Raw genomic sequence first — 21,459 nt, 5'->3', positions numbered from 1 at the left:
CCGCCTGCCGCTGTCCTGGAACCGATGACGTCTTTCTCTCTCAAGCACCGCTGGGCCCAGGTGCGGCCGTGGCTGTGGCCGGTGCTGCGCTGGGGCACCGCAGCGTTGCTGACCCTGCTGCTGGTGCTGGACCTGGCGTTCCCGCCGCCGCTGCCGAAACTGCGTGATACCAGCACTCTGGTGGTGGCGCGCGATGGCACGCCGCTGCGTGCGTTCGCCGATGCCGACGGGGTGTGGCGCTACCCGGCCGCGGCCGACAGCGTCTCGCCGCTGTACCTGCAGGCTCTGTTGAACTACGAAGACCGCTGGTTCTGGCGGCACCCGGGAGTCAATCCGTGGGCGCTGCTGCGTGCGGGCAAACAATGGGTGCTCGAAGGGCGCATCGTCTCCGGGGGCTCCACCCTGACCATGCAGGTGGCGCGCATCCTCGACCCGCATACGCGCACGCCCTGGGGCAAGGCCAAACAGCTGCTGCGCGCCCTGCAGCTGGAAGTGCACCTGGGCAAGCGGCAGATCCTCGCCCTGTACCTGGAGCGTGCGCCCTACGGCGGCACCATCGAAGGCGTGGAAGCGGCCAGCTGGGCCTACCTGGGCAAACCAGCGGCACAGTTGTCGCATGCCGAGGCCGCGCTGCTGGCGGTGTTGCCGCAATCGCCCAGCCGGCTGCGCCCGGACCGCCACCCGGAGGCGGCACAGCGGGCGCGCGACAAAGTGCTCGAACGCATGGCCGATCTGGGCGTGTGGTCGCGCGAGGAGGTCGAGGACGCCCGAATCGAACCGGTGGTCACCCGCGCGCTGCAGCCGCCGCTGCATGCCGCCCTGCTGGCCCAGCGGCTGCGCTCGGCACAACCGCGTGCGGCGCGGATCGAAAGCACGCTGGACATCGGGTTGCAGCGCACCCTGGAAGAACGCGTGTCGTCGTACTTCTCGCAGCTGCCCGAACGCACCTCCGCGGCCCTGCTGGTGGTGGACAACCGCACGCTGGAAGCACGCGCGTATGTCGGCTCGGTGGCCTTCGGCGACAAGCAACGGCTCGGCCATGTCGACATGGTGCAGGCGTGGCGCTCGCCGGGCTCCACGCTCAAGCCGTTCCTGTACGGCATGGCGCTGGACGATGGCCTGATCCATTCCGAGAGCCTGATGGTGGATGCCCCGCAGAGTTTCGGTGGCTACCGCCCGGGCAACTTCGATGCGGCCTTCAACGGCCCGGTCAGCGCCGCCGCCGCGTTGCGGCTGTCGCTCAACGTGCCGGCGGTGGACCTGCTTGACCGGGTCGGTTCGGCGCGCTTCGCCGCACGCCTGTCGCATGCCGGGATCAACCTGCGTTTTCCGCGCGGCAGCGCACCGAACCTGTCGCTGATCTTGGGCGGCACCGGGGCACGGCTGGAAGACCTGGTCGGCGCCTTTGCCGCGTTCAACCGCAATGGCATTGCCGGCCGCGTGCGCTACACGGCCGAGGATGCGGTGATCGAACGCCGGCTGATGTCGCCCGGCGCGGCCTGGATCACCCGCGAGGTGCTGGAAGCCAATCCCCGGCCCGGCTATGGCGCAGGCACCTTCGATGTCACCGGCCGGCCGCGGGTGGCGTGGAAGACCGGCACCAGCTACGGCTATCGCGATGCCTGGGCGATCGGCAGCACCCGCCACTACACCGTGGGGGTATGGGTGGGGCGGCCGGATGGCACGCCGTTGCCCGGTCAATACGGCGCGGTGACCGCGCTGCCGCTGATGTTTGAAGTGGTGGACAGCCTGCCGCGCCAGCCCGGCGATGCCAGCGCGGCGGCGATGCCGGCCAGCGTGAGCCGTGCCGAGGTCTGCTGGCCCACCGGAGAACTGGCCGAGGACACGCCGCCGGCGCTGTGCCAGCGCCAGTTGGACGCCTTCGTGCTGGATGGGGTGGTGCCGCCCACCGCGGCCGAGCGCGATGCAATGCTGTGGCAGCCGGGCCGACAGCGCTTCGAGGCGGATGCACGCACCGGGCTGCGGCTGTCGCCGGAGTGCAGCCTGCCGCACGTGGCCGAACCGCGCGAAATCGCGCGCTGGCCGGCGTTGGTTTCACCGTGGTTGCCGCTGGCGCAGCGGCGTGCGGCACAGCTGCCGGCATTGTCGCCCGACTGCCGCGATGATGGACGCGGCAGCGGGGGCAGCCTGCATATCGAAGGTCTCAACGACCGCGCCACGCTGGCGCGTGCGCCCAATGCCGAACATGGCGTGCGCCTGCAGCTGCGTGCGATCGGCAGCGAGCAGCCGATTGACTGGCTGCTTGATGACCGCTGGATCGCACGCACCGACGGCGCGCGGCAGTTCCAGCGTGATTTCGAGGAAGTGGGCGAGCACACGCTTACCGCGCTCGCCGCAGATGGTGCCTGGACCCAGGTGCGGTTCCGGATACTGCGCTGAGGCGATATCAGCTGCCGGTGGCCACGGGATCCGGACACATTCCGGTAGTGCCGGCCGCTGGCCGGCTCCTCGCATGATCCGGCTGGGCTGATCTGCCGGCCAGCGGCCGGCACTACCCTTTCCCGGCTATTTCCCGATCCAGCCCTCCAGCAGGTCGGCGAACTCGTCGGCGTGTTCCTCTTCCTGCGCCAGGATCTCTTCGAGGATGCGCTTGGTGGTGGTGTCCTTGTCGCCCACGAAGTTGATCATTTCCCGATAGCTGTCGATGGCGATGCGCTCGGCAATCAGGTTCTCGCGGACCATGTCGCGCAGGTCCTTGCCTTCCTTGTACTCGGCATGCGAGCGCGCCGTGAACGTGGCCGGGTTGAGGTCCGGTTCGCCGCCGAGCTGCACGATGCGTTCGGCCAGTTTTCCGGCGTGCGCCTGTTCCTGCTGGGCATGTTCGAGGAACTCTGCCTTGACCGCGTCGGCGAGCATGCCCTTGGCCATGAAGTAGTGGCGGTAATAGCGCAGCACGCACACGTATTCGGTGGCCAGCGCATCGTTGAGCAGGGCGATCACCGCCTTGCGGTCGGCGCTGTAGGAATCGGTGATCGCACCGTCTTCGATGCGCTTGCGTGCATTGGCGCGCAACGTGGCGGTGTCGCTGATGCCGCTCGGGCGGCTGCGCCGGGCGGGCGCGGGGCTGGCTTTCTTGGCTGGCTTTGACATGGCTGGCCTGTGTCCTGGGTGGCGGGGAAAAGGGGAGGGCTAGCTGGGCAGATGCTCCAGCACGTGCTGCGCCGAGGACACCTCGAACTTGCCGGGTGCCTCGATGAAGGTCGCGCGCACCACGCCGTCTTCCACGTACAGCGCGAAGCGACGCGAACGCAGGCCCATGCCGGAACTGCTGGCATCCATCTCCAGGCCGAGCGCGCGGGTGAACTCGCCGTTGCCGTCGGACAGCAGTTGCAGCCCATCGGGCACGTTCTGGGTTTCGCCCCAGGCCTTCATCACGAACGGGTCGTTGACCGCCATGCAGAACACTTCGATGCCGCGATGGCGGAAATCGGCGAAGTGCTCGACATAGCCGGGCAGGTGGCGGGCCGAGCAGGTCGGCGTGAACGCGCCGGGCACGCCGAACAGCACCGCCTTGCGCCCATCGAACAGGGCATGGGTATCAATGGTCTCCATGCCCTCGCGGATGCGCTTGAGGGTGACTTCGGGAATGCGGTCGCCAACGTGGATGGTCATGCGGGCTCCTGGGTACATGGGCAGGGTAGGCAGAGGGGTGGAATGACCGCGTCAAAACGTTGAAAACACCCTGTGCAACCCCATTTCAAGTCGCGCACGGGGCGGTCGGGGCCAGCGTAGCGCCGCACCGTGGCCAGCGCATTGCGTTCGATCATGCCGCAGGCGTCACGGCAGGGGGGCCGGCAACCGTTAGAATTGCGTGGACGGTCCCCGCCGGCGCGGGCGGCTGCACTTATTCGAGGTGTTTGGATGGAATTCAAGGATTACTACGCCACGCTTGGGGTGGAACCCAGCGCGGGCGATGCCGAAATCAAGACCGCCTATCGCCGGTTGGCGCGCAAGTACCACCCGGACGTCAGCAAGGAGGCCGGGGCCGAAGACAAGTTCAAGGCGGTCAACGAGGCCTACGAGGCGCTGCGCGACCCGCAGAAGCGCGCCGCCTATGACCAGCTCAAGGCACAGGGCTACCGGCCCGGCGAGGAGTTCCACACCCCGCCAAACTACGGCGGTGGCCAGGGCTACGATTTCGAGGAAGTGTTCGGCGGCGGTGCTGGTGGTGGCGGCTTCAGTGATTTCTTCGAGAGCCTGTTCGCACGCCAGCGCGGCGGTGCCGGTGCGGGCCGCGCCAGTGGTTTCGGCGGCGCCAGCCAGGGCCCGCAGCCGACCCGCGACACCCGCGCCAAGCTGTCGGTGCCGTTGGAGGCCGCCTACCAGGGCGAGAGCCTGCGCATCAACGTCAACGGCAAGCAGCTGGACGTGCGCGTACCCAAGGGCATCCGTCCGGGCCAGGTGATCCGTCTGGCCGGGCAGGGCACCGGCGGCGGCAACCTGCTGCTGGAAGTGGAGTACGCCGAGCACCCGCAGTTCGAGGTGGACGGTCGCAACATTCTGTACACCCTGCAGGTCAGCCCGTGGCAGGCCGCGCTGGGCACCAGCATCAGCGTGCCCACTCTGGGCGGTGCGGTGGAGTTGAAGGTGCCGGCCGATTCCGATGCCGGGCGCAAGCTGCGCCTGCGTGGGCGGGGCCTGCCGGGCAACCCGGACGGCGACCAGATCGTCGAGCTGGAGATCGTCGCCCCGGCCCCGACCGATGACGCGCAGAAGAAGGCCTACCGCAGTCTGGCCAAGGCGTTCGGCGAAAAGATTTGATTCGAGGGTGTACCGACCAACGGTCGGTACCTACCGCAACGCCGGGTACCGACCGCAACGCCGGGTACCTACCGCAACGCCCTTCAGACCGCCGGCGGTTCCTGGTTGCTGAACACCCGCTCCAGCACTTCGGACAGTTCGTCTTCGGAGAACGGCTTGGTGATGTAGGCCTTGGCGCCTTGGCGCATGCCCCACATGCGGTCGGTGTCCTGGTCCTTGGTGGTCACCAGGATCACCGGAATGTGCTTGGTGGCGGCATCGCGCGACAGCGTACGGGTGGCCTGGAAGCCGTTGAGGTTGGGCATCACCACATCCATCAACACCAGGTCGGGCAGCTGTGCCTTGGCCGCTTCCACGCCGGCGGCGCCGTCGGTGGCGGTCAGGATCTCGTGACCGAGCTTCTCCACGATCCGCTGAATCCCCAGCAGCTGCGACGGTGAATCGTCGACGATCAGAATGCGTGCCATGTTGTTCCCCAAGTGATGTCCGCAGTGTAGTGCTGCGCCCGCGCAGCCGGGAAGCTCCCGCGCTGCCGTCCGTCGCCTGCCTGCCACGCTCAGTCGATTCGCACCACGGTACGCCCCAGCGAGCCACCGGCAAGCATGCTGTCGAAAACCTCTGGCAACCCGTCCAGGCCGACTTCGCGGGTGCAGATGCGATCCAGGTGCCGCGGCTTCCACGCGTGCGCCAGGCGGTGCCAGACCTGTTCGCGCAGGTCGCGCGGTGCCGCCGCCGAGGACACCCCCAGCAGTGAAACGCCGCGCAGGATGAAGGGCATGACCGTCATGTCCAGCGCCGGACTGGCGGCCAGGCCGGCGCTGACCACGCTGCCGTAGGGCACGGTCTGTGCCAGCAGGCTGGTCAGCATCGCGCCCCCGGCATTGTCCAGGCCGCCGCCGAAGCGTGCGGTTTCCAGCGGCCGGGTGCTCGCCAGCGCTTCGCGCGGCAGGATCGCGGTAGCGCCGAGCTGGCGCAGGAAATCGGCCTGGTCGGGCTTGCCGCTCACCGCATGCACCTCGAAGCCGGCCTGGCTGAAGATGTCCACGGCCAGCGAGCCGACCCCGCCGGTGGCGCCGGTGACCGCCAACGGGCCGTGTGCGGGGGTGAGCCGGTTGTCGGTCATGCGCAGCAGCGCCAGCGCCGCAGTGAAGCCGGCGGTGCCCAGGATCATCGCCTCACGGGGGCTCAGCCCGGCCGGCTGGGCGATCACCGCGCTCGATGGCAGGCGCACGAACTGGCTATAACCGCCATCGCGGGTCTCGCTGAGCCCGCAGCCGGTGGCCAGGACCGCATCGCCTTCGCGCCAGGCCGGGTCGGTCGAGGCCACCACGGTGCCGGCCACGTCAATGCCGCCCACCAGCGGGAACTGCCGCAGGATCCGGCCCTTGCCGGTCCCGGCCAGCGCATCCTTGTAGTTCACCGAGGACCACTGCGCGCGCACCACCACCTCGCCCGGACTGAGCTGGTCCAGCCCGATCGGCTCGATGCCGCTGCGGTGGCCATTGTCGTCCTGGTGGATGCGGAAGGCGTTGAACCGGTCGGGAATAGCCATGAAGATGCCTGACGGGGAGGAAAACGCCACCTTACCCCTTCCAATCCTGTCGATCCGCCCCATCTAGTAGAATCGAGCAGGATTGAACGGTTGACGGTGCGGAATGGCCCGCAGGCAACCCTACCTTTAGATGGAGCGTGCATGGCCTGGAATACACCCGGCGGCAACAAGGGCGGACAAGGCCCCGACGAGAATCGACGAGGGCCGTTTGGTCCCCGCGGTGGCGGCAATGGCGGCGGTTGGGGTGGTTTCCCCGGCCCTCTGAAGGACCTGTTCGATGGCGGCATCCTGCGTTGGGTGGCGGTGGCAGTGGTGTTGCTGGTGTTGTTCTCCAGCTTCCAGCTGATCGGCGAACAGCAACGCGGCGTGGTGCTGCGCTTCGGCCAGTTCTCGCGGATCCTGCAGCCCGGCCCGAACTTCAAGCTGCCATGGCCGATCGAATCGGTCACCAAGGTCAACGCGACCGAAATCAAGACCTTCAGCAGCCAGGTGCCGGTGCTGACCCGTGACGAGAACATCGTCAACGTGTCGGTCAACGTGCAGTACCGCATCGATGACCCGCGCCTGTACCTGTACGGCTCGGTCGATGGCGACCAGGTGCTGGAACAGTCGGCGCAGAGCGCGGTGCGTGAGCAGGTCGGCCGTGCCGATCTCAACACCGTGCTGAACAACCGTGGCCCGCTGGCCGTGGTCGCCGAAGAGCGCCTGCAGGCCTCGCTGAAGGCCTACCGCACCGGCCTGGCCGTGACCGGCCTGACCCTGCCCGACGCGCGTCCGCCGGAAGAAGTGAAGCCGGCCTTCGACGAGGTCAACGGCGCCCAGCAGGTCAAGGAACGCCTGATCAACGAAGCCCAGGCCTACGCGGCCAAGGTGGTCCCGGAAGCCCGTGGCCAGGCCTCGCGTGCCCGTACCACCGCCGAGGGTTACAAGCAGGCCGTGGTGGCCAAGGCCCAGGGTGACGCCGAGCGCTTCACCCTGCTGCAGGTCCAGTACAAGGACGCCCCGGAAGTCACCCGCAAGCGCCTGTGGCTGGAAACCGTGCAGAAGGTGCTGTCGGAGAACCGCAAGATCATCGGGGGCGATGGCCGCCAGCTGATCTACGTGCCGATGCCCGGCGACAGCCGCAGCAGTGCCGCCCCGGCGGTGACCCCGGAAGTGATGCTGCCGTCGCTGCCGGCCAGTACGCCGGTCGATGGCGGGCGCGAAACCGAGCGCCCGACCACCCGCCCGGCCGGTCGTGAAGGAGCCACCCGATGAAGAGTTCACTGTGGATCGGGTTGGCCGTGGCCGCCCTGTTGGGCCTGCTGGGCTCGGTGTACGTGGTGCGTGAAGACCAGACCGCGATGGTGCTGAACCTGGGCAAGGTGGTCCGTGCGGACATCAAGCCGGGCCTGCACTTCAAGGTGCCGCTGGTGGAATCGGTGCGGGTGTTCGACCGCCGCTTCCAGGTGCTCGACACCGCCCCGGCGCGTTACTTCACCGCCGAGCAGAAGGACGTCAGCGTCGACTTCTTCGCCATCGGTTACATCTCCGACGTGCGCGCCTACTACCGCGCGACCGGCGGCGATTCCCGCGTGGCCAATGCCCGCCTGGCGCCGATCATCACCGACTCGCTGCGCAACCAGATCAACTCGCGCTCGCTGCAGCAGCTGGTTTCTGGTGATCGCAGCGAACTGATCGCCAACCAGCTGACCGGCATCAACGAGTCGGTCAAGGCGTTGGGCATGCAGATCATCGACCTGCGGATCAAGCAGATCGACCTGCCGACCGACAGCCAGGTGATCAACGACGTGTACGAGCGCATGCGCGCCCAGCGTAAGCAGGAAGCCGCCAAGCTGCGCGCCGAGGGTGAGGAGCAGTCGCTGACCATCCGCGCCCAGGCCGACCGCGACAGCACCGTGATCGTGGCCGAAGCCGAACGCGACGCCCAGCAGCTGCGTGGTGTCGGCGATGCCGACGCCGCACGCATCTACGGCAAGGCCGGCTCGGCCGACCCGTCGTTCTACGCCTTCTACCGCAGCTTGGAGGCCTATCGCGGCTCCATGACCGACGGCAACGGCGTGATCGTGCTCGACAAGAACGACCCGTTCCTGCAGTACCTCAAGAGCGATCGCTGAGGCCGCAGGCGGTAGCAACCCACGGGGATCCGGCGCAAGCCGGGTCCCCGTTTCATTTCTGGAGTCCCCCCATGAAAGACCTGTTCTCGGCCCTGTGTCTGGTGGCCGTGCTGGAAGGCCTGTTCCTGTTTGCCGCGCCGATGGCCTGGAAGCGCATGGCCGAGCAGCTGCTGATGCTGCGCAGCGCCGCCCTGCGCACCTGGGGCGGGGTGATCCTGCTGGCCGGGCTGACCACGCTGTGGTGGCTCCGCCAAGCGTAGCGCCGGGCTCTGCCCGGCGTTACGGCCCGCGGTCCTGACCGGTTGCCAACGCCGGCCCCCAGCGGGGTGGCACCTGCCCCAGGAAACCCGGATAATGCAAAAAAGCCGGACGGGCCTCCCCGTTCGGCTTTTTCCGTGTCTGGGCCATCCATCGCCGGCCGCTCCCCGTTTGGAGCTGCCACCCCCGCGCTGGCCAGCCTCGCCACGGTTTACCCGTCCGCGGCCCCGATGGCCGCAACATTTGAGGAGCCCGTCATGGGTCAGTCTGTCGTAGTGCTTGGTGCCCAGTGGGGCGATGAAGGCAAGGGCAAGATCGTCGATCTGCTCACCGAGGAAATCGGTGCCGTAGTACGTTTCCAGGGCGGCCACAATGCCGGCCACACGCTTGTCATCAATGGCAAGAAGACCGTGCTGCACCTGATCCCGTCGGGCATCCTGCGTGCCGACGCGCTGTGCCTGATCGGCAACGGCGTGGTGATCTCCCCGGCTGCGCTGCAGAAGGAAATCGCCGAGCTGGAAACCTCCGGCGTGGAAGTGCGTTCGCGCCTGAAGATCTCCCCGGCCGCGCCGCTGATCATGCCGTACCACATCGCCCTGGACCAGGCGCGCGAACGCGCTGCCGGCGGCAAGGCGATCGGCACCACCGGCCGTGGCATCGGCCCGGCGTACGAAGACAAGGTGGCGCGCCGCGGTATCCGCATCGCCGACCTGCATTACCCGGCCCAGCTGGAAGAACTCCTGCGCACCGCGCTGGATTACCACAACTTCGTGCTGACCAATTACCTCAAGACCGACGCGGTCGACTTCCAGAAGACCTACGACGAAGCACTGGCCTTCGGCGAGTACGTCGAGCCGATGAAGTCCGACGTCGCCGGCATCCTGCACGACCTGCGCAAGCAGGGTAAGCGCGTGCTGTTCGAAGGCGCCCAGGGCGCACTGCTGGACATCGACCACGGCACCTACCCGTACGTCACCAGTTCCAACACCACTGTCGGCGGTGCGCTGGCCGGTGCCGGCGTCGGCGCCGATGCGATCGACTACGTGCTGGGCATCGCCAAGGCCTACGCCACCCGCGTCGGCGGCGGCCCGTTCCCGACCGAGCTGGACGACGAAGTCGGCCAGGGCATCCGTGACCGTGGCGCCGAGTACGGCGCGTCGACCGGCCGTCCGCGTCGTTGCGGCTGGATGGATATCGTCGCGCTCAAGCGCGCCGTGGCCATCAACGGCATCAGCGGCCTGTGCATCACCAAGCTGGACGTGCTCGACGGCATGGAAAAGCTGAAGGTCTGCATCGCCTACGAATACCGTGGCAAGCGCACCGAATACGCGCCGCTGGACGCGCAGGGCTGGGAAGAGTGCACCCCCGTGTACCTGGAGTTCCCGGGCTGGACCGAAAACACCCACGGCATCACCAACTGGGAAGACCTGCCGCCGGCCGCCCGTGCCTACCTGCGCGCGCTGGAAGAACTGGCCGGTTGCCCGGTCAGCATCGTCTCCACCGGCCCGGACCGCGACCACACCATGGTGCTGCAGGACCCGTTCGCCTGAGGACGCGGGATCGTACCGGCCCCAACGGTTGGTACCTACCGAAGCGATCTGAGGAGCCCCGCGAAAGCGGGGCTTTTTCATGGGCGGCATGCGTAGTCGGTGTTGCAAATGCCCAGAGTGGGCATTATTGTGCCCAATATGGGTATTGAAACCACGGGCACGTCTTCCCGCCGCCGCGGCCCTGCGAGTTTGGCGGATGCTTTGTTTACCCGGACCCAGCAACGGGTGCTGGGGTTGCTGTACGGACAGCCCGAGCGTGCGTTCGCGGTTTCAGAGGTGATCGCGGCCAGCGCGGGTGGCTCCGGCGCGGTACAGCGCGAACTGGCCAAGCTGGCGGACGGGGGGCTGCTGACGGTCACCCGCACGGCAAACCAGAAGCGCTACCAGGCCAATCCGGAGGCGCCGATCCATGCCGAGCTGGTGTCGATCGTGCAGAAGACCGTCGCTCTCGCCGACCCGCTGCGCGAGGCACTCCAGCCGATCCGCGCAGCGATCTTCGCTGCCTTCGTCTATGGCTCGGTGGCCAAACGCAGCGATACGGCGCGCAGCGACATCGATCTGATGATCCTCTCCGATACGCTGGGATATGCCGATGTGATGCGGGCGCTGGAGGGTGTCGACGCGCGGCTGGCGCGCACGGTGAATCCGACGCTGTATTCGCGTGATGAATATGCCCGCCGCATTCATGAAGGAAATGCGTTCTTGCAGCGGGTCATCGCGCAACCCAAGCTCTGGCTCATCGGAGGAGAGGACGATGTCGCCCTTGGAGAGCTTGACCGGCCCGGGTAAGCCGCTGCGCGAAGAGCCGCCGGACTGTCGTGAAATCGAAGGCTTGCAGCGCTCGGGCCTGGCGCGGTTGCGCGATGCCCGCAATGCCGGGCTGTCGCTGGAAAGCCGCTTCGACCTGGCCTACAACGCGGCGCACGCGCTGTGCCTGTCGGCCTTGCGCAGCAGGGGGTTTCGCCCCGCAAACCGCTACATCGTGTTCCAGTTGCTGCCGCAGACCTTGGGATTGGGGCCGGAGGTATGGCGCCTGCTGGACAAGTGCCACCACCAGCGCAACATCGCCGAATACGAAGGTGAAGTGGATGTCAGCCAGCGGCTGGTGCTGGATCTGATCGTGGCCTGCGATGCGGTCCGGGATGCGCTCGGCCTGGAGGGTTGAGCCCCGAGGTGTTGGATGAACCATCGCCCAGCCGGCGGTCGGCGAAGGGTCAAGCCGGCGTGGGGCCGGGCCGATAACCGGTCACCCCCACGTTTTGGATTGTCGTCATGAATTTTTTGAGGAACGTCAGAGTCGTCTGGCGTCTAGGTATGGGCTTTGGCCTTTTGCTGCTGCTGGTTGCGGCTGTGGTTGCCACCGGTGCCACCGGCAATGCGGTGCAGAAGCATGCGATGCAGCAGGTGGTCGAGATCGGCGTGGCCAAGGTGCGGCTGCTGTCGGAAATGCTGGATGCCAACAACCAGATGATGGTCGTGCGCCGCGAAATGCTGATCCGCCAGGGCCAGGAGCGCGAGGCCGATGAGGCCCGTATCGCCGCGCTGGTCAAACGCTACGAGGCCAGCTGGACGGCCTACCAGGCGCTGCCGACCGATGCCGAAGGCAAGGCGGTGGGCGAGGCCATTGCCAGCAAGCGCGCACTGGCCAAGCCGCTGAACAAGCAGACCAGCGACCTGATGGAGCTGGGAGACTTCCCCGGTGCGGTGACGCTGACCCTGGGCCCGGTCCAGGAAGCGGCCAATGGCTGGAACCAGGCGCTGGCCGATGGCGTGGCGTATGAGGAAAAGGAAAGCCACGAGGCGGCCGCCGAGGCGATCCGCCTGGGCGAGCGCACCTTGCTGCAACTGCTGGTGCTTGGTGGCATCGCACTGCTGGTCGGTATCGCCGCCTCGATCCTGATCGGGCGCAGCCTGACCGGGCCGCTGGCCCGCGCGGTCGGTCTGGCCGAGCGCATGGCCAAGGGCGAGCTGGACCAGGACTTCCGTCTGGGTGGCCGCGACGAGCTGACCCTGCTCGGCAATGCCATGGCCAGCGTGCGCGAGAACGTGCAGGCCGCGATCACCGCGCAGCTGCGGATGGCGCAGCAGCACGAGGCCGGCGCCATCAGCTACCGCATGGATGCCGCCGCACTGCCGGGTGACTACGGCCGCATGCTGCGCGCCACCAACGATCTGGTCGGCTCGCACGTGGCCGTGCAGACCCACATGGTTGAAGTGATGCAGGACTACGCCATCGGCGACCTGCGTCGCGACCTGGATAGCTACCCGGGCGAGAAGGCGCTGCTCACCCGTACCATGGCCACGGTCAAGGCCAGCCTGATGGCGATCAACCAGGCGATCGATACGCTGGCCAGCGCGGCACGCGCCGGCGATTTCTCGGTGCGGGGCGATGAAGCCGCGTTCCAGTTCCAGTTCCGCGCGATGGTCGCCCACCTCAACGGCATGATGGCCAGCTCGCAGTCGAGCATTGCCGATCTGTCGCAGGTGCTGCGTGCGATTTCCACCGGTGATCTGACCTCGCGCATGCAGGGCGAGTACGAAGGTGTGTTCGCGCAGATGCGCGATGATGCCAACATCACCGCCGCACAGCTGACCGGCATCGTGCAGCAGATCCAGGGCGCGGCCGGCAGCATCAACGATGCCGCACAGGAACTGGCGGCCGGCCACAACGATCTGTCGCGCCGCACCGAACAGCAGGCCGCGAACCTGGAAGAGGCGGCTGCATCGATGGAGGAACTGACCTCCACCGTGCGCCAGAACGCCGAGCTGGCCAACCAGGCCGACCACGAAGCGCATGCCGCCGGTGCCGCGGTGCGTGCCACCGAGCAGGCGATCGCGCAGATGGCGGCGGTGATGGGCGAGATCGACAAGTCGTCCGCGCGCATCTCCGAGATCTCTTCGGTGATCGACGGCATTGCCTTCCAGACCAATATCCTGGCGCTCAACGCAGCAGTGGAAGCGGCACGCGCCGGCGAGAATGGTCGTGGCTTTGCGGTGGTGGCCAGTGAAGTGCGCACGTTGGCACAGCGCGCCGGTACCGCAGCCAAGGAGATCAAGGACCTGATCGACGAAGCCAGCGACAAGGTCAAGACCGGCCTGAGCGTCACCGTGGAATCGGAAGCGGCGATCGCACGCCTGACCCAGGCCAGTTCGCGTACCAATCAGTTGATGAGCGACATCGCCGCGGCCACCAAGGAACAGGCCGCCGGTATCGAGCAGGTCAACCAGGTGGTGGTGCAGATGGATCAGGTGACCCAGCAGAACGCGGCCCTCGTTGAAGAGGCCACCGCCGCCAGTCGGTCGCTGGAACAGCAGGCACACGCGCTGACCGAATCGGTGGCGGTGTTCAAGCTGGAACAGGGCCACCCGCAGCGCGCAGCGGCACGTCGCGCGGCCTGATCGTTCGTGCGGAAATTGCGGCGCTATCGGCCGAGTTGAAAAAGAAAGGGCCCTGCTTGCGCAGGGCCCTTTTGTCTTTGCTTGAAATCAGTGTCGGTCGATCCGCCGCATTGGAGTGCGCTGCAGGTAGTGCGGTGACTCAGTGCAGCTCGAAGGTGGAGCGCAGCGGCAGGGTGACCTTGCGCTGGTTGTCGCGCACGTTGATCTCCACCGTCCAGGTACCCCGCGGATCGCTTGGCTCGGCCACGAATTTCACGCCCACCGTGGCGAGGTAGACATGGGTGGGGTCGGCAGTGAGCTGGGTCCTGAAGCACGGCAGGTCGTGCTCGTCGCTGCTCAGTGATCCATCCGGGCGGCTGATGCGCAGATCGCAGGTGACATCGGCCATGCTGCCGGCATCCAGCTGCGGATTGGACAGGAACGCGAGGATGTAGAGTTCGCCGCCGGCACTGACGTCATGGCTCAGCTCGAAACGCGGGGTCACATCCGGTGGCGTTTCCCACTTCTTCTGCCAGTCCGGATCGGCGGTGATGATCATCGACGCGGCGAAGCCATCGGCGGATTTGCTGGAGGAGGTGTCAGGCAGGACCGCGCCCTCCTGGTTGCGCCAGCCGCCCTGCGCCTGCGCAGCCAGCGGAAGCAGCAGGACCAGCGCGGCCAACGTACGTGCGAATCGCATGGGGAACCTTTCAAGGTAGCCGCATCCTGCGGCGTTCACTCAAGTATCGCCGACCCGCTGCGGGGCCCTCAAGGCGGGTTGCGTGTGCCGGGCGGTGGGGATGGGCCGGTCCCTGCATTGGGCCGGCCCATCGCACCGCGTGCCACCGGCTATCGGGCGGCCGCGCGACTGCTGGCAGCGGTGTTGGCTGCCGGCGGGCAGCGGCGTGGATTGCAGCGCGGTGCAGTGGCCGATGCAGGATCGGTTGCAACAGCACTGCCGGCTCCCGCGCTGCTGCCGTAGCTGAGGCGCAGGCCCACATTGCTGGCACGGCTGCTGCCCCGGGTCTGCTCGTGGCCGAGCAGCAGTGACAGGAACCAGCCGCGCTGCAGGCGCACGTCCATGCCCGCGGCGATCGACAGCGCGTGGTCGTTGTAGCTCTGCATGTCCAGGCGGTAGTCCTGCGCGCGCGGACCGATCACGTAGTTGAGGTAGGCCTGGCCCTTGTCCTCCAGTGCCTGGCGGTACTCGATGCTCCAGAACGGACGCACCCGGCCTTCGCCGTTGCCGGCGACGTAGGACCCTTCCAGGCCCAGCGCAACCGCGCTGTTCTGCACCACCTGGCGGCGGTAGTCGAGGTCGTACAGGTCCAGACCATTTTCGCGGTAGGCATCGAGCGTGGTGCGGCTGGCTTCGACGCGGCCGTAGCTGGTCAGCGACATGCCCGTGCCCCGGTGTTCATAGCCGAAGGACAATGCGCCGAACCACTGGTCACCGTCGCGGTCGCCGGTGGCGACGGCGTTCACCTCGCGGCTCCAGCGACGGGTATCGAAGCTCAGCGAACCGTTGGCGATCATGCCATCCACGAACAGGTGTTCACCGGCGCGCCACAGGCCATAGGCCGCCAGCGAGCGCTGGTCGGCCTGTACCCGCGAGTCGTTGTCATCCGTGTTGCTGTCATTGCGGCCGAAGCTGCCCGCCAGGCCGAACAGCAGTTGATCGCCCACGGCATGGTCCACGCCGATGCTCAGGCCGTCGGAGTGGAAGTCGAAGCTGCCACCGCGGCGCCCGCCCGTGCCGAAGCTGGCGCTGCCCGAGGCCCACGCGCCCCAGCCGGCCGGCAGGGAGGGCAAGGCATCGGTGCCTACCGCGCCCATCGGCAGCGACACATTGGGTCGATCTTCGCCACCGGCATAGTTCACCGACAGCTGGTTGCTCGACGCGTTGCTGCCACTGCGCACCTGGCGCAGGCGATCGCGGATGTTGGACTGCTGTGCCCGCGCGAAACGCACGCTGGCATCCACCTGTGCCTGCAGGCCGGCGACCACGCCCGCATCGCGGGTCGGGTCCGGACGCACCGTGACGGTCAGGCGCAGCTGTGCGGTGGCGGCGGTATAGCTGCCGGCCGCGGCCTGGGTGACGGTGATCACGGTGACACCTTCGCCGACCAGGGTAACGGTGCGGCCCTGCACGCTGGCCACGCCCGGTGCACTGCTGGTGTAGCTGAAGGCACCGCGGCTGGGGCTCTGCGGATCGGCCAGGTCGAAGGCGGCTTCACCGAAGGCCTTGTGCAGTTCCTGAGGCCACTGCAGTTCGGGGACCAGCGCAGCGATGTCCACCTCCAGGCTGAGCGCGGCAGCGGCCGTATACAAGGCATTGCCCGCCTGGTTGGCGGTCAGGCTGCAGCGTCCGGGCGTGAGCATCACCACGCTGCTGCCTTCAACGCGGCACACCGCTGCGCTGGTGGTGGCAAAGATCAATGGACTGTCCGAGCCGCCACCGTTGGCGGTCAGCGCAAAGCGTCCATTCGGGCTGAACACCGGGGCCTGCGGATTGGCGGCAAAATCGCGGATCACCTGCGCGGTCGGATCCACCTGCAGCGTGTAGGCCTGGCTGGCACTGAAGCCCAGTGCATCGGTGGCTTTCAGCGAGAACGTGAAGGTGCCCACGCCGTCCGGTGCACCGCTCAGCAGGCCATCGCTGGCCAACTGCATGCCGCTGGGCAGCGCGCCGCCGTCGACCGTATAGGTGTACGGCGCGGCGCCACCGCTGACCTGCATGCGCAGGTTGTACGCCGAGCCGCGGGCGATTGGCGGCAGGGTCGGCAGGGTGAAGCTGATCTGCGGTGCGCCGACAACCAGCGTGTAGGCCTGGGAAGTACTGAACGGACCGGAGCCGGTGCTGCTGTCGGTGCTGTACACGCTGAAGGAGAAAGCGCCGGCCTGGGTCGGGGTGCCGGAGAGTGCGCCGTTGTTGAAGGTCAGGCCGGTCGGCAGCGTGCCGGTGTAGATGTACGTGTAGGGTGCGGCGCCGCCGCTGGTGGTGAATGCCTGCGTGTAGGCCATGCCGGCGGTCGTGCCGGGCAGGGTGGTCGGGCCGCTCAACGTCAGCGTCGGCGCGCCCACGGTGATGCTGACCAGCGCCGGCGCGGTGGTGGTGGTGGCGTCGCTGGCCGTATAGCTGAAGCTGTCCGGGCCGGCGTAGCCGGGCGCGGGTGTGTAGGTGATGGCCGTACCGCTGATCGCGGTGCTGCCATGGGTCGGCGATGTGCTCACGGCAACCGAGGTGGGGGTGCCGGTGATGCTCAACGCGATGGCGCTTGCTACGCCGTAGCCGATGCTGGCGCTGACCGGGCTGGCGTCCAGGGCGGGCGCGGCGACCACGCTGTTGGAACTGGCCGACGCGTTGCCGGTGCCGGCGCTGTTGGTGGCAGTGACGGTGAAGGTATACGCGGTCCCCAGGGTCAGGCCACTGACCACGATCGGGCTGGCACTGCCCGTACCGGTGCTGCCGCCGGGATTGGCGGTGACGGTGTAGCCGGTGATCGGCGCACCGCCGGTCGCGGTCGGCGCGGTGAAGCTGACTTCCACCAGGCCACCCCCGATCGAACGGGCCGTGCCGATGGTGGGGGCGCCGGGAGACACGGCATTGACCGTGAACGTCTGGCTGACCTGTGCGGCGGCGAGGTAACTGCCGTTGCCTGCCTGATCGGCCACGATGGTGCAGGCGCCGGCACTGATGAAGGTCAGCGCGCCGCCGGACGTGATCGTACAGACACCGCCGGTGCTCGAGCTGAAGGAAGGCATCAGGCCCGAATCGGAGGTCGCGGTCAGCGTCGGCGTGGTGCCGAAGTTCTGCGCACCGGGATTGGCGAAGGCGATTGTCTGCGCGGCTGCCGGGGTGATCGCGTTCGATGCGGCCGAGGCCGAGCCGGTGCCCGCCGACGTGGTGGCGGTCACCGTGAAGGTGTACGCAACGCCGTTGGTCAGGCCGGCGATCACGATCGGCGAGCCCGTACCGCTGCCTGTGAACCCGCCAGGGCTGGCGGTGGCGGTGTAACTGGTGATCGATGCGCCGCCGTTGGAGGCGGGTGCGCTGAAGGTCACGATGGCCAGGCTATCACCGGCAGTCGCGGTGCCGATGGTCGGCGCGCCGGGCGCGATCGCGTTGACCGTGAACGACTGGCTGACCTGCGGTGCGGCCAGGAAGGTGGCACCCCCGCCCTGATCGGCATGGATGGTGCAGGTACCCCTGGCGAGGAAGTTCAAGGCACCACCGGCGCTGATGGTGCACACGCCGGTCGTGGCGGAGGTGAAGCCCACGGTGAGACCGGAGTCGGCCGTGGCGGTCAAGGTCGGGCTGGTGCCGAAGTTCTGCGCACCGGGATTGGCGAAGGTGATGGTCTGCGGTGCTTTCGGCGTGGCCGGTGCCGACGCCGCCGAGCTGACGCCGGTGCCGATGCCGTTGGTGGCCGTGACAGTGAAGGTGTAGGCGACGCCGTTGCTCAGTCCACTCACCAGAATCGGCGAGGCGGAGCCCGTGCCGGTGGCACCGCCGGGGCTGGCGGTGACGGTATAGCCGGTGATCGCCGAACCGCCATTGCTGGCCGGTGCGGCAAAGGCGACCGAGGCCAGGCTGTTGCCCGGCGTGGCGGTGCCGATGGTGGGTGCGGTGGGCGCGACGGCATTGACGGTGAACGCACGGCTGACCGTGCTCGCCGCCGACCACGCGGCGTCGCCGGCCTGGTCGGCGTCGATGCTGCACGTGCCGGTCGCAATGAAGGTCAATTGGTTGCCGTTGCTGATCGTGCAGACACCGGTGGTGGTTGAGTTGAACGTGACGCTCAGGTTGGAGCTGGCGGTGGCCGCCAAGGTGAGCTGGGTGCCGAAGTTCTGCGCGCCGGGATCGGCGAAGGTCAGCGTCTGGCTGCCCTTCGGGGTGACAGAGGCAGAGGGCATGGATGGCTGGCTGGTGCCGGCCGAACTGGTGGCCGTCACGGTAAAGCTATGCAGGACGCCATTGGTCAGTCCCGTCACCACCAGCGGCGAGCCGGCGCCCTCGACGAAGGCGCCACCCGGGCTGGCGGTGACGCGATAGCCGGTGATCGCAGCGCCACCATCGTCGGCTGGCGGGGTGAAGACGATCGAGGCCTGGCCATCACCGGGCGTGGCGCTGTAGATGGTCGGCACGTCGGGTGCATCGGGGACGATGACCGGATCGATGTCGATGTTGTTGATCGTATGCCAGCTGGTATTGCCGTTGACGCCACCGGCGCTGATGAACAGGCGCACGACATCCACGTTGTTGAAGCCGGTCAGCGTCACCGTCTGTGAAATGAAGGAGGCGTCGTAGCCCTGGAACGTCTGGAACGCCACCTGCCGACCATTGCGGTAGCCGACCACCGACATCGTGGCGGGGCGGTCTTCCCCCCAGTTGTAGTAGCGGAAGGAGGTCAGGCGAAACTCGTCGCCACTACCCGAGCTGATCGACATGCCCTTGTAGTGATTGTTCAGGTCGTTGTCGGTTAAGCCGCTGAAACTGGGATCATTGCTGGACAGGTCGAGCGCCGAGCGCCAGCCGATCGTGCCGGCGGGCGTGCCCGTGGTGTTGGAGATATGGTTGATCTGGATCGACAGGCCGGGGATCGTTGCCGAACCGCCTTGTCCGCTGAACGCGATCGGACCGCCGAGGCCACCGTTGTTGGTGAACGTCAAGCGGGTAGTGGCCGCCTGGGCGGGAAGCAGTGTGGCGAGCAGCAACAGCGAAGCCAGCGTCCGCAGCAGCGGACGGGCGAATTTTGGTGCGGACATGTGATCCCCCTGAATCCATCCACGAATGACACCTGCCCGCACGCGCGCACGAATGCACCGCCTGCGGCAGGTTTCCTGTTCAATCACTTCAATGCAATAACGACTGCGGCGGCAGGACCTTGAAGACCCTCATGCGCTGGCGTGATGGTCGTGCCTGGGCCGGCCTGGCTTTCCCCGGATCCGCCGATGGCGGTCCACGATGGCGGCGATTCTAGCGGTTTGTTCCGCCTTCGCCAGCATCGTGTTTTGCCAATGGGAGGGATGCAAGCGGCATGCCAGAACCGCGCTCGGCGCGCGCCCGCCAGGGGTGACAAGGGCCGGGGCTACCGTCGCCGAGGCGAATCGGCGATGCTTTGGCAACGCAAGGGGGAAGCAATGGACGACAGGAAACGAAGAAGCATCCAGGGCGATGTGCCGACGGTTGCGCACCTGCGCGACGATACGGCGCCCGTGCCCGAGGCTGGCGCAGCGTCTGCCCCGACCGACTGGTCGATCCTGCCGGCGGCGCACGGCAATGAAGATTCGATGGCCATGTGGATCTGGCGCGTGCTGCGCCAGGAGCCGGCGCTGATCGTGACCGTGGGTTATGTGCTGCTGACCCTGCTGGGTTTGTGGTCGAGCTACTTTTTCTACCAGGGTTTCCAGCTGCCGATCCTGGACTATCTGCAGATCAGCGACTTCCTGGTGGCTGGCCTGCGCGACCCGTTCTATGCCGTGATCCTGGTGGGCGGGGCCGTGCTGGCCATCCTCGCGGGGTGGCCCGATACGATGCGTCGGCGCAATCCGGCCAAGGTCGATGCACTGCGCGCGCGGCACTGGGGGTGGCGCGTGCTGTTTTCGCGCTCACGGTTCACCAGTTGGGAAGTTTTCGGCGTGCGCCCGATGACCGGTATCTGCGTAGCGGTGATGTGTTTCATGGCAGTGGGGGCGGCGGTTTACTCGCTGTCCAAGGCCGACGCCATTCGCGATGCACGCAAGGGCACGCCGGTGCGGGTGCAGTTGAACGGTGATCCTGCACTGCTGCCGGGCACCGCCACGTTGCTGGGGAGCAGCAGTGCCTTCGTGTTCCTGTGGTGGCCGACACAGCATCGTGCCGAAGCGGTGCCGATCTCGGCGATCCGGCGCATGCAGTCGGTGGTCGTACCGGACAAGGTGCCGGTCGTCCCCGTGACCCGGCCGGCGACCCCGGCCGCGGCGCGGTGAGTGCGGCCGCCGCGTCACCGCCGTTGCGGTTGTGGCGCTGGCTGGAGGGCCTGGGCAAGCTGCTGGTGATCCTGGTGCCGGGCGTGTACCTGTTGGGTATCAGCGCCGAGCGCGCCTACTGGCGCACGTTGGGATTGCACAGTGGGCTGGTCGACAGCACGGTCGAATCGCAGCTGTTGGCCGGATTCGAGGTGGTGCGTGATGTGATCATGCTGGGCTTGCATGCACTGCCCATCCCCCGCATGCCGTTGTCGATGGGGCTGGCGGGAGGCGTGCTGATGGGTCTGTTTGTCGTCGCGGCCATGTATGCATGGATCGTATTGCGGCGGCGGGGTTGGGTGCAGCGACAGGCAGCGAAATCGCGTCTGCTGCGCCGAGGGATCCAACGCCGCGTTTTTGGCGAACGTGGCCTCAGCCAACACGAATCCCGTCGTCTGGATGCCACGGTCGGGATGCTGGATCGAATGACCGGTAGCACTACCCTGGTACTGATGGGACTGCTGGTGCTGATTGTCACACCGCTCTGGGGCGATGCCGCCGGGAAGCAGCGGGCCAAGGCCACCCACCTGCGATACGAACGGTGGTTCGCACCGGAGCGCCAGCAACGCGCCTTCGTGCTGGTGTACCTGGACGGCGCGGATCGGCGCCAGCCGGGGATGCTGCTCGAATGTGGCAGCCGTTGGTGTGTGTACTTCGACGGCATGGATTTCGTCGCGGTGGCGCCCAGCCGGGTGACCCGCCTGCGCGCCTGCCCCCGCATCGAAGCACTTTCCGGTGGCGGGTTGGACTGCAACTACAAGGCATTGCCGGCCTACGCGGGGTGACCCGGCTTCCGCCAGCCACGACCCGG

The 21,459-nt window shown here is 67.4% G+C and carries 17 protein-coding genes; 11 read left to right on the top strand and 6 right to left on the bottom strand.

The window, feature by feature from the left end:
* The first annotated feature begins 24 nt into the window (after positions 1–24).
* Positions 25–2,400, top strand: a complete 2,376-nt coding sequence (pbpC, locus tag AC3IPM_RS14295) for a penicillin-binding protein 1C (protein ID WP_489300632.1) — start codon at positions 25–27, stop codon at positions 2,398–2,400.
* A 126-nt stretch (positions 2,401–2,526) separates the two neighbouring features.
* Here the strand turns inward: pbpC and AC3IPM_RS14290 are convergent, their stop codons facing one another.
* Positions 2,527–3,111, bottom strand: coding sequence for a ferritin-like domain-containing protein (locus AC3IPM_RS14290; RefSeq protein ID WP_489300630.1), 585 nt, complete (start codon positions 3,109–3,111; stop codon positions 2,527–2,529).
* A gap of 39 nt (positions 3,112–3,150) precedes the next feature.
* Positions 3,151–3,633: a peroxiredoxin gene (locus AC3IPM_RS14285; protein WP_489300628.1), complete on the bottom strand. Its 483-nt coding sequence runs from the start codon at positions 3,631–3,633 to the stop codon at positions 3,151–3,153.
* Positions 3,634–3,882: 249 nt separating this feature from the next.
* Here AC3IPM_RS14285 and AC3IPM_RS14280 point away from each other — a divergent pair, with 249 nt between their 5' ends.
* Positions 3,883–4,782, top strand: coding sequence for a DnaJ C-terminal domain-containing protein (locus tag AC3IPM_RS14280; protein ID WP_489300626.1), 900 nt, complete (start codon positions 3,883–3,885; stop codon positions 4,780–4,782).
* 83 nt (positions 4,783–4,865) lie between these two features.
* Here AC3IPM_RS14280 and pilH read toward each other — a convergent pair whose 3' ends face one another.
* Positions 4,866–5,249: a twitching motility response regulator PilH gene (gene pilH / locus AC3IPM_RS14275; RefSeq protein WP_489300625.1), complete on the bottom strand. Its 384-nt coding sequence runs from the start codon at positions 5,247–5,249 to the stop codon at positions 4,866–4,868.
* Between the two features lie 89 nt (positions 5,250–5,338).
* Positions 5,339–6,334: a YhdH/YhfP family quinone oxidoreductase gene (locus tag AC3IPM_RS14270; protein WP_489300624.1), complete on the bottom strand. Its 996-nt coding sequence runs from the start codon at positions 6,332–6,334 to the stop codon at positions 5,339–5,341.
* Between the two features lie 141 nt (positions 6,335–6,475).
* Between AC3IPM_RS14270 and hflK the strand changes: the two genes are divergently transcribed.
* The 7 genes from hflK to AC3IPM_RS14235 all read left to right on the top strand — a co-directional run bounded on the left by hflK (position 6,476) and on the right by AC3IPM_RS14235 (position 13,658).
* Positions 6,476–7,591, top strand: coding sequence for an FtsH protease activity modulator HflK (hflK, locus tag AC3IPM_RS14265; protein ID WP_489300623.1), 1,116 nt, complete (start codon positions 6,476–6,478; stop codon positions 7,589–7,591).
* Positions 7,588–8,451: a protease modulator HflC gene (gene hflC / locus AC3IPM_RS14260; protein ID WP_489300621.1), complete on the top strand. Its 864-nt coding sequence runs from the start codon at positions 7,588–7,590 to the stop codon at positions 8,449–8,451. Before hflK ends, hflC begins: the two co-directional genes overlap by 4 nt.
* Positions 8,452–8,522: 71 nt before the next feature.
* Positions 8,523–8,711, top strand: a complete 189-nt coding sequence (locus AC3IPM_RS14255; protein ID WP_489300620.1) for a DUF2065 domain-containing protein — start codon at positions 8,523–8,525, stop codon at positions 8,709–8,711.
* A gap of 255 nt (positions 8,712–8,966) precedes the next feature.
* Entirely contained in the window at positions 8,967–10,259 is a 1,293-nt protein-coding gene (locus AC3IPM_RS14250; protein ID WP_489300618.1) for an adenylosuccinate synthase, read from the top strand.
* A 138-nt stretch (positions 10,260–10,397) separates the two neighbouring features.
* Positions 10,398–11,048 carry a nucleotidyltransferase domain-containing protein gene (locus AC3IPM_RS14245; RefSeq protein ID WP_489300616.1) on the top strand — a complete coding sequence of 217 codons (651 nt, stop codon included), beginning with the start codon at positions 10,398–10,400 and terminating at the stop codon, positions 11,046–11,048.
* A complete protein-coding gene (locus AC3IPM_RS14240; RefSeq protein WP_489300614.1) occupies positions 11,014–11,424 on the top strand; it encodes a hypothetical protein in 411 nt (136 codons plus the stop codon). Before AC3IPM_RS14245 ends, AC3IPM_RS14240 begins: the two co-directional genes overlap by 35 nt.
* 107 nt (positions 11,425–11,531) lie before the next feature.
* Positions 11,532–13,658, top strand: a complete 2,127-nt coding sequence (locus AC3IPM_RS14235) for a methyl-accepting chemotaxis protein (protein WP_489300612.1) — start codon at positions 11,532–11,534, stop codon at positions 13,656–13,658.
* 139 nt (positions 13,659–13,797) lie between these two features.
* Here AC3IPM_RS14235 and AC3IPM_RS14230 read toward each other — a convergent pair whose 3' ends face one another.
* Positions 13,798–14,337, bottom strand: a complete 540-nt coding sequence (locus tag AC3IPM_RS14230; protein ID WP_489300611.1) for a hypothetical protein — start codon at positions 14,335–14,337, stop codon at positions 13,798–13,800.
* Between the two features lie 149 nt (positions 14,338–14,486).
* Positions 14,487–19,406: an autotransporter domain-containing protein gene (locus tag AC3IPM_RS14225; protein ID WP_489300609.1), complete on the bottom strand. Its 4,920-nt coding sequence runs from the start codon at positions 19,404–19,406 to the stop codon at positions 14,487–14,489.
* 186 nt (positions 19,407–19,592) lie between these two features.
* On the opposite strand from AC3IPM_RS14225, the gene AC3IPM_RS14220 reads away from it, so the two are divergent.
* Both AC3IPM_RS14220 and AC3IPM_RS14215 read left to right on the top strand, forming a co-directional pair.
* Entirely contained in the window at positions 19,593–20,609 is a 1,017-nt protein-coding gene (locus AC3IPM_RS14220; protein ID WP_489300608.1) for a hypothetical protein, read from the top strand.
* Between the two features lie 65 nt (positions 20,610–20,674).
* Entirely contained in the window at positions 20,675–21,433 is a 759-nt protein-coding gene (locus AC3IPM_RS14215) for a hypothetical protein (protein ID WP_489300606.1), read from the top strand.
* The last annotated feature ends 26 nt before the right edge of the window (positions 21,434–21,459 follow it).

Source organism: Stenotrophomonas sp. GL_111, assembly GCF_057835245.1.
The sequence above is the reverse complement of the archived record's forward strand: the minus strand, read 5'-3'. Positions and strand labels throughout refer to the sequence as shown.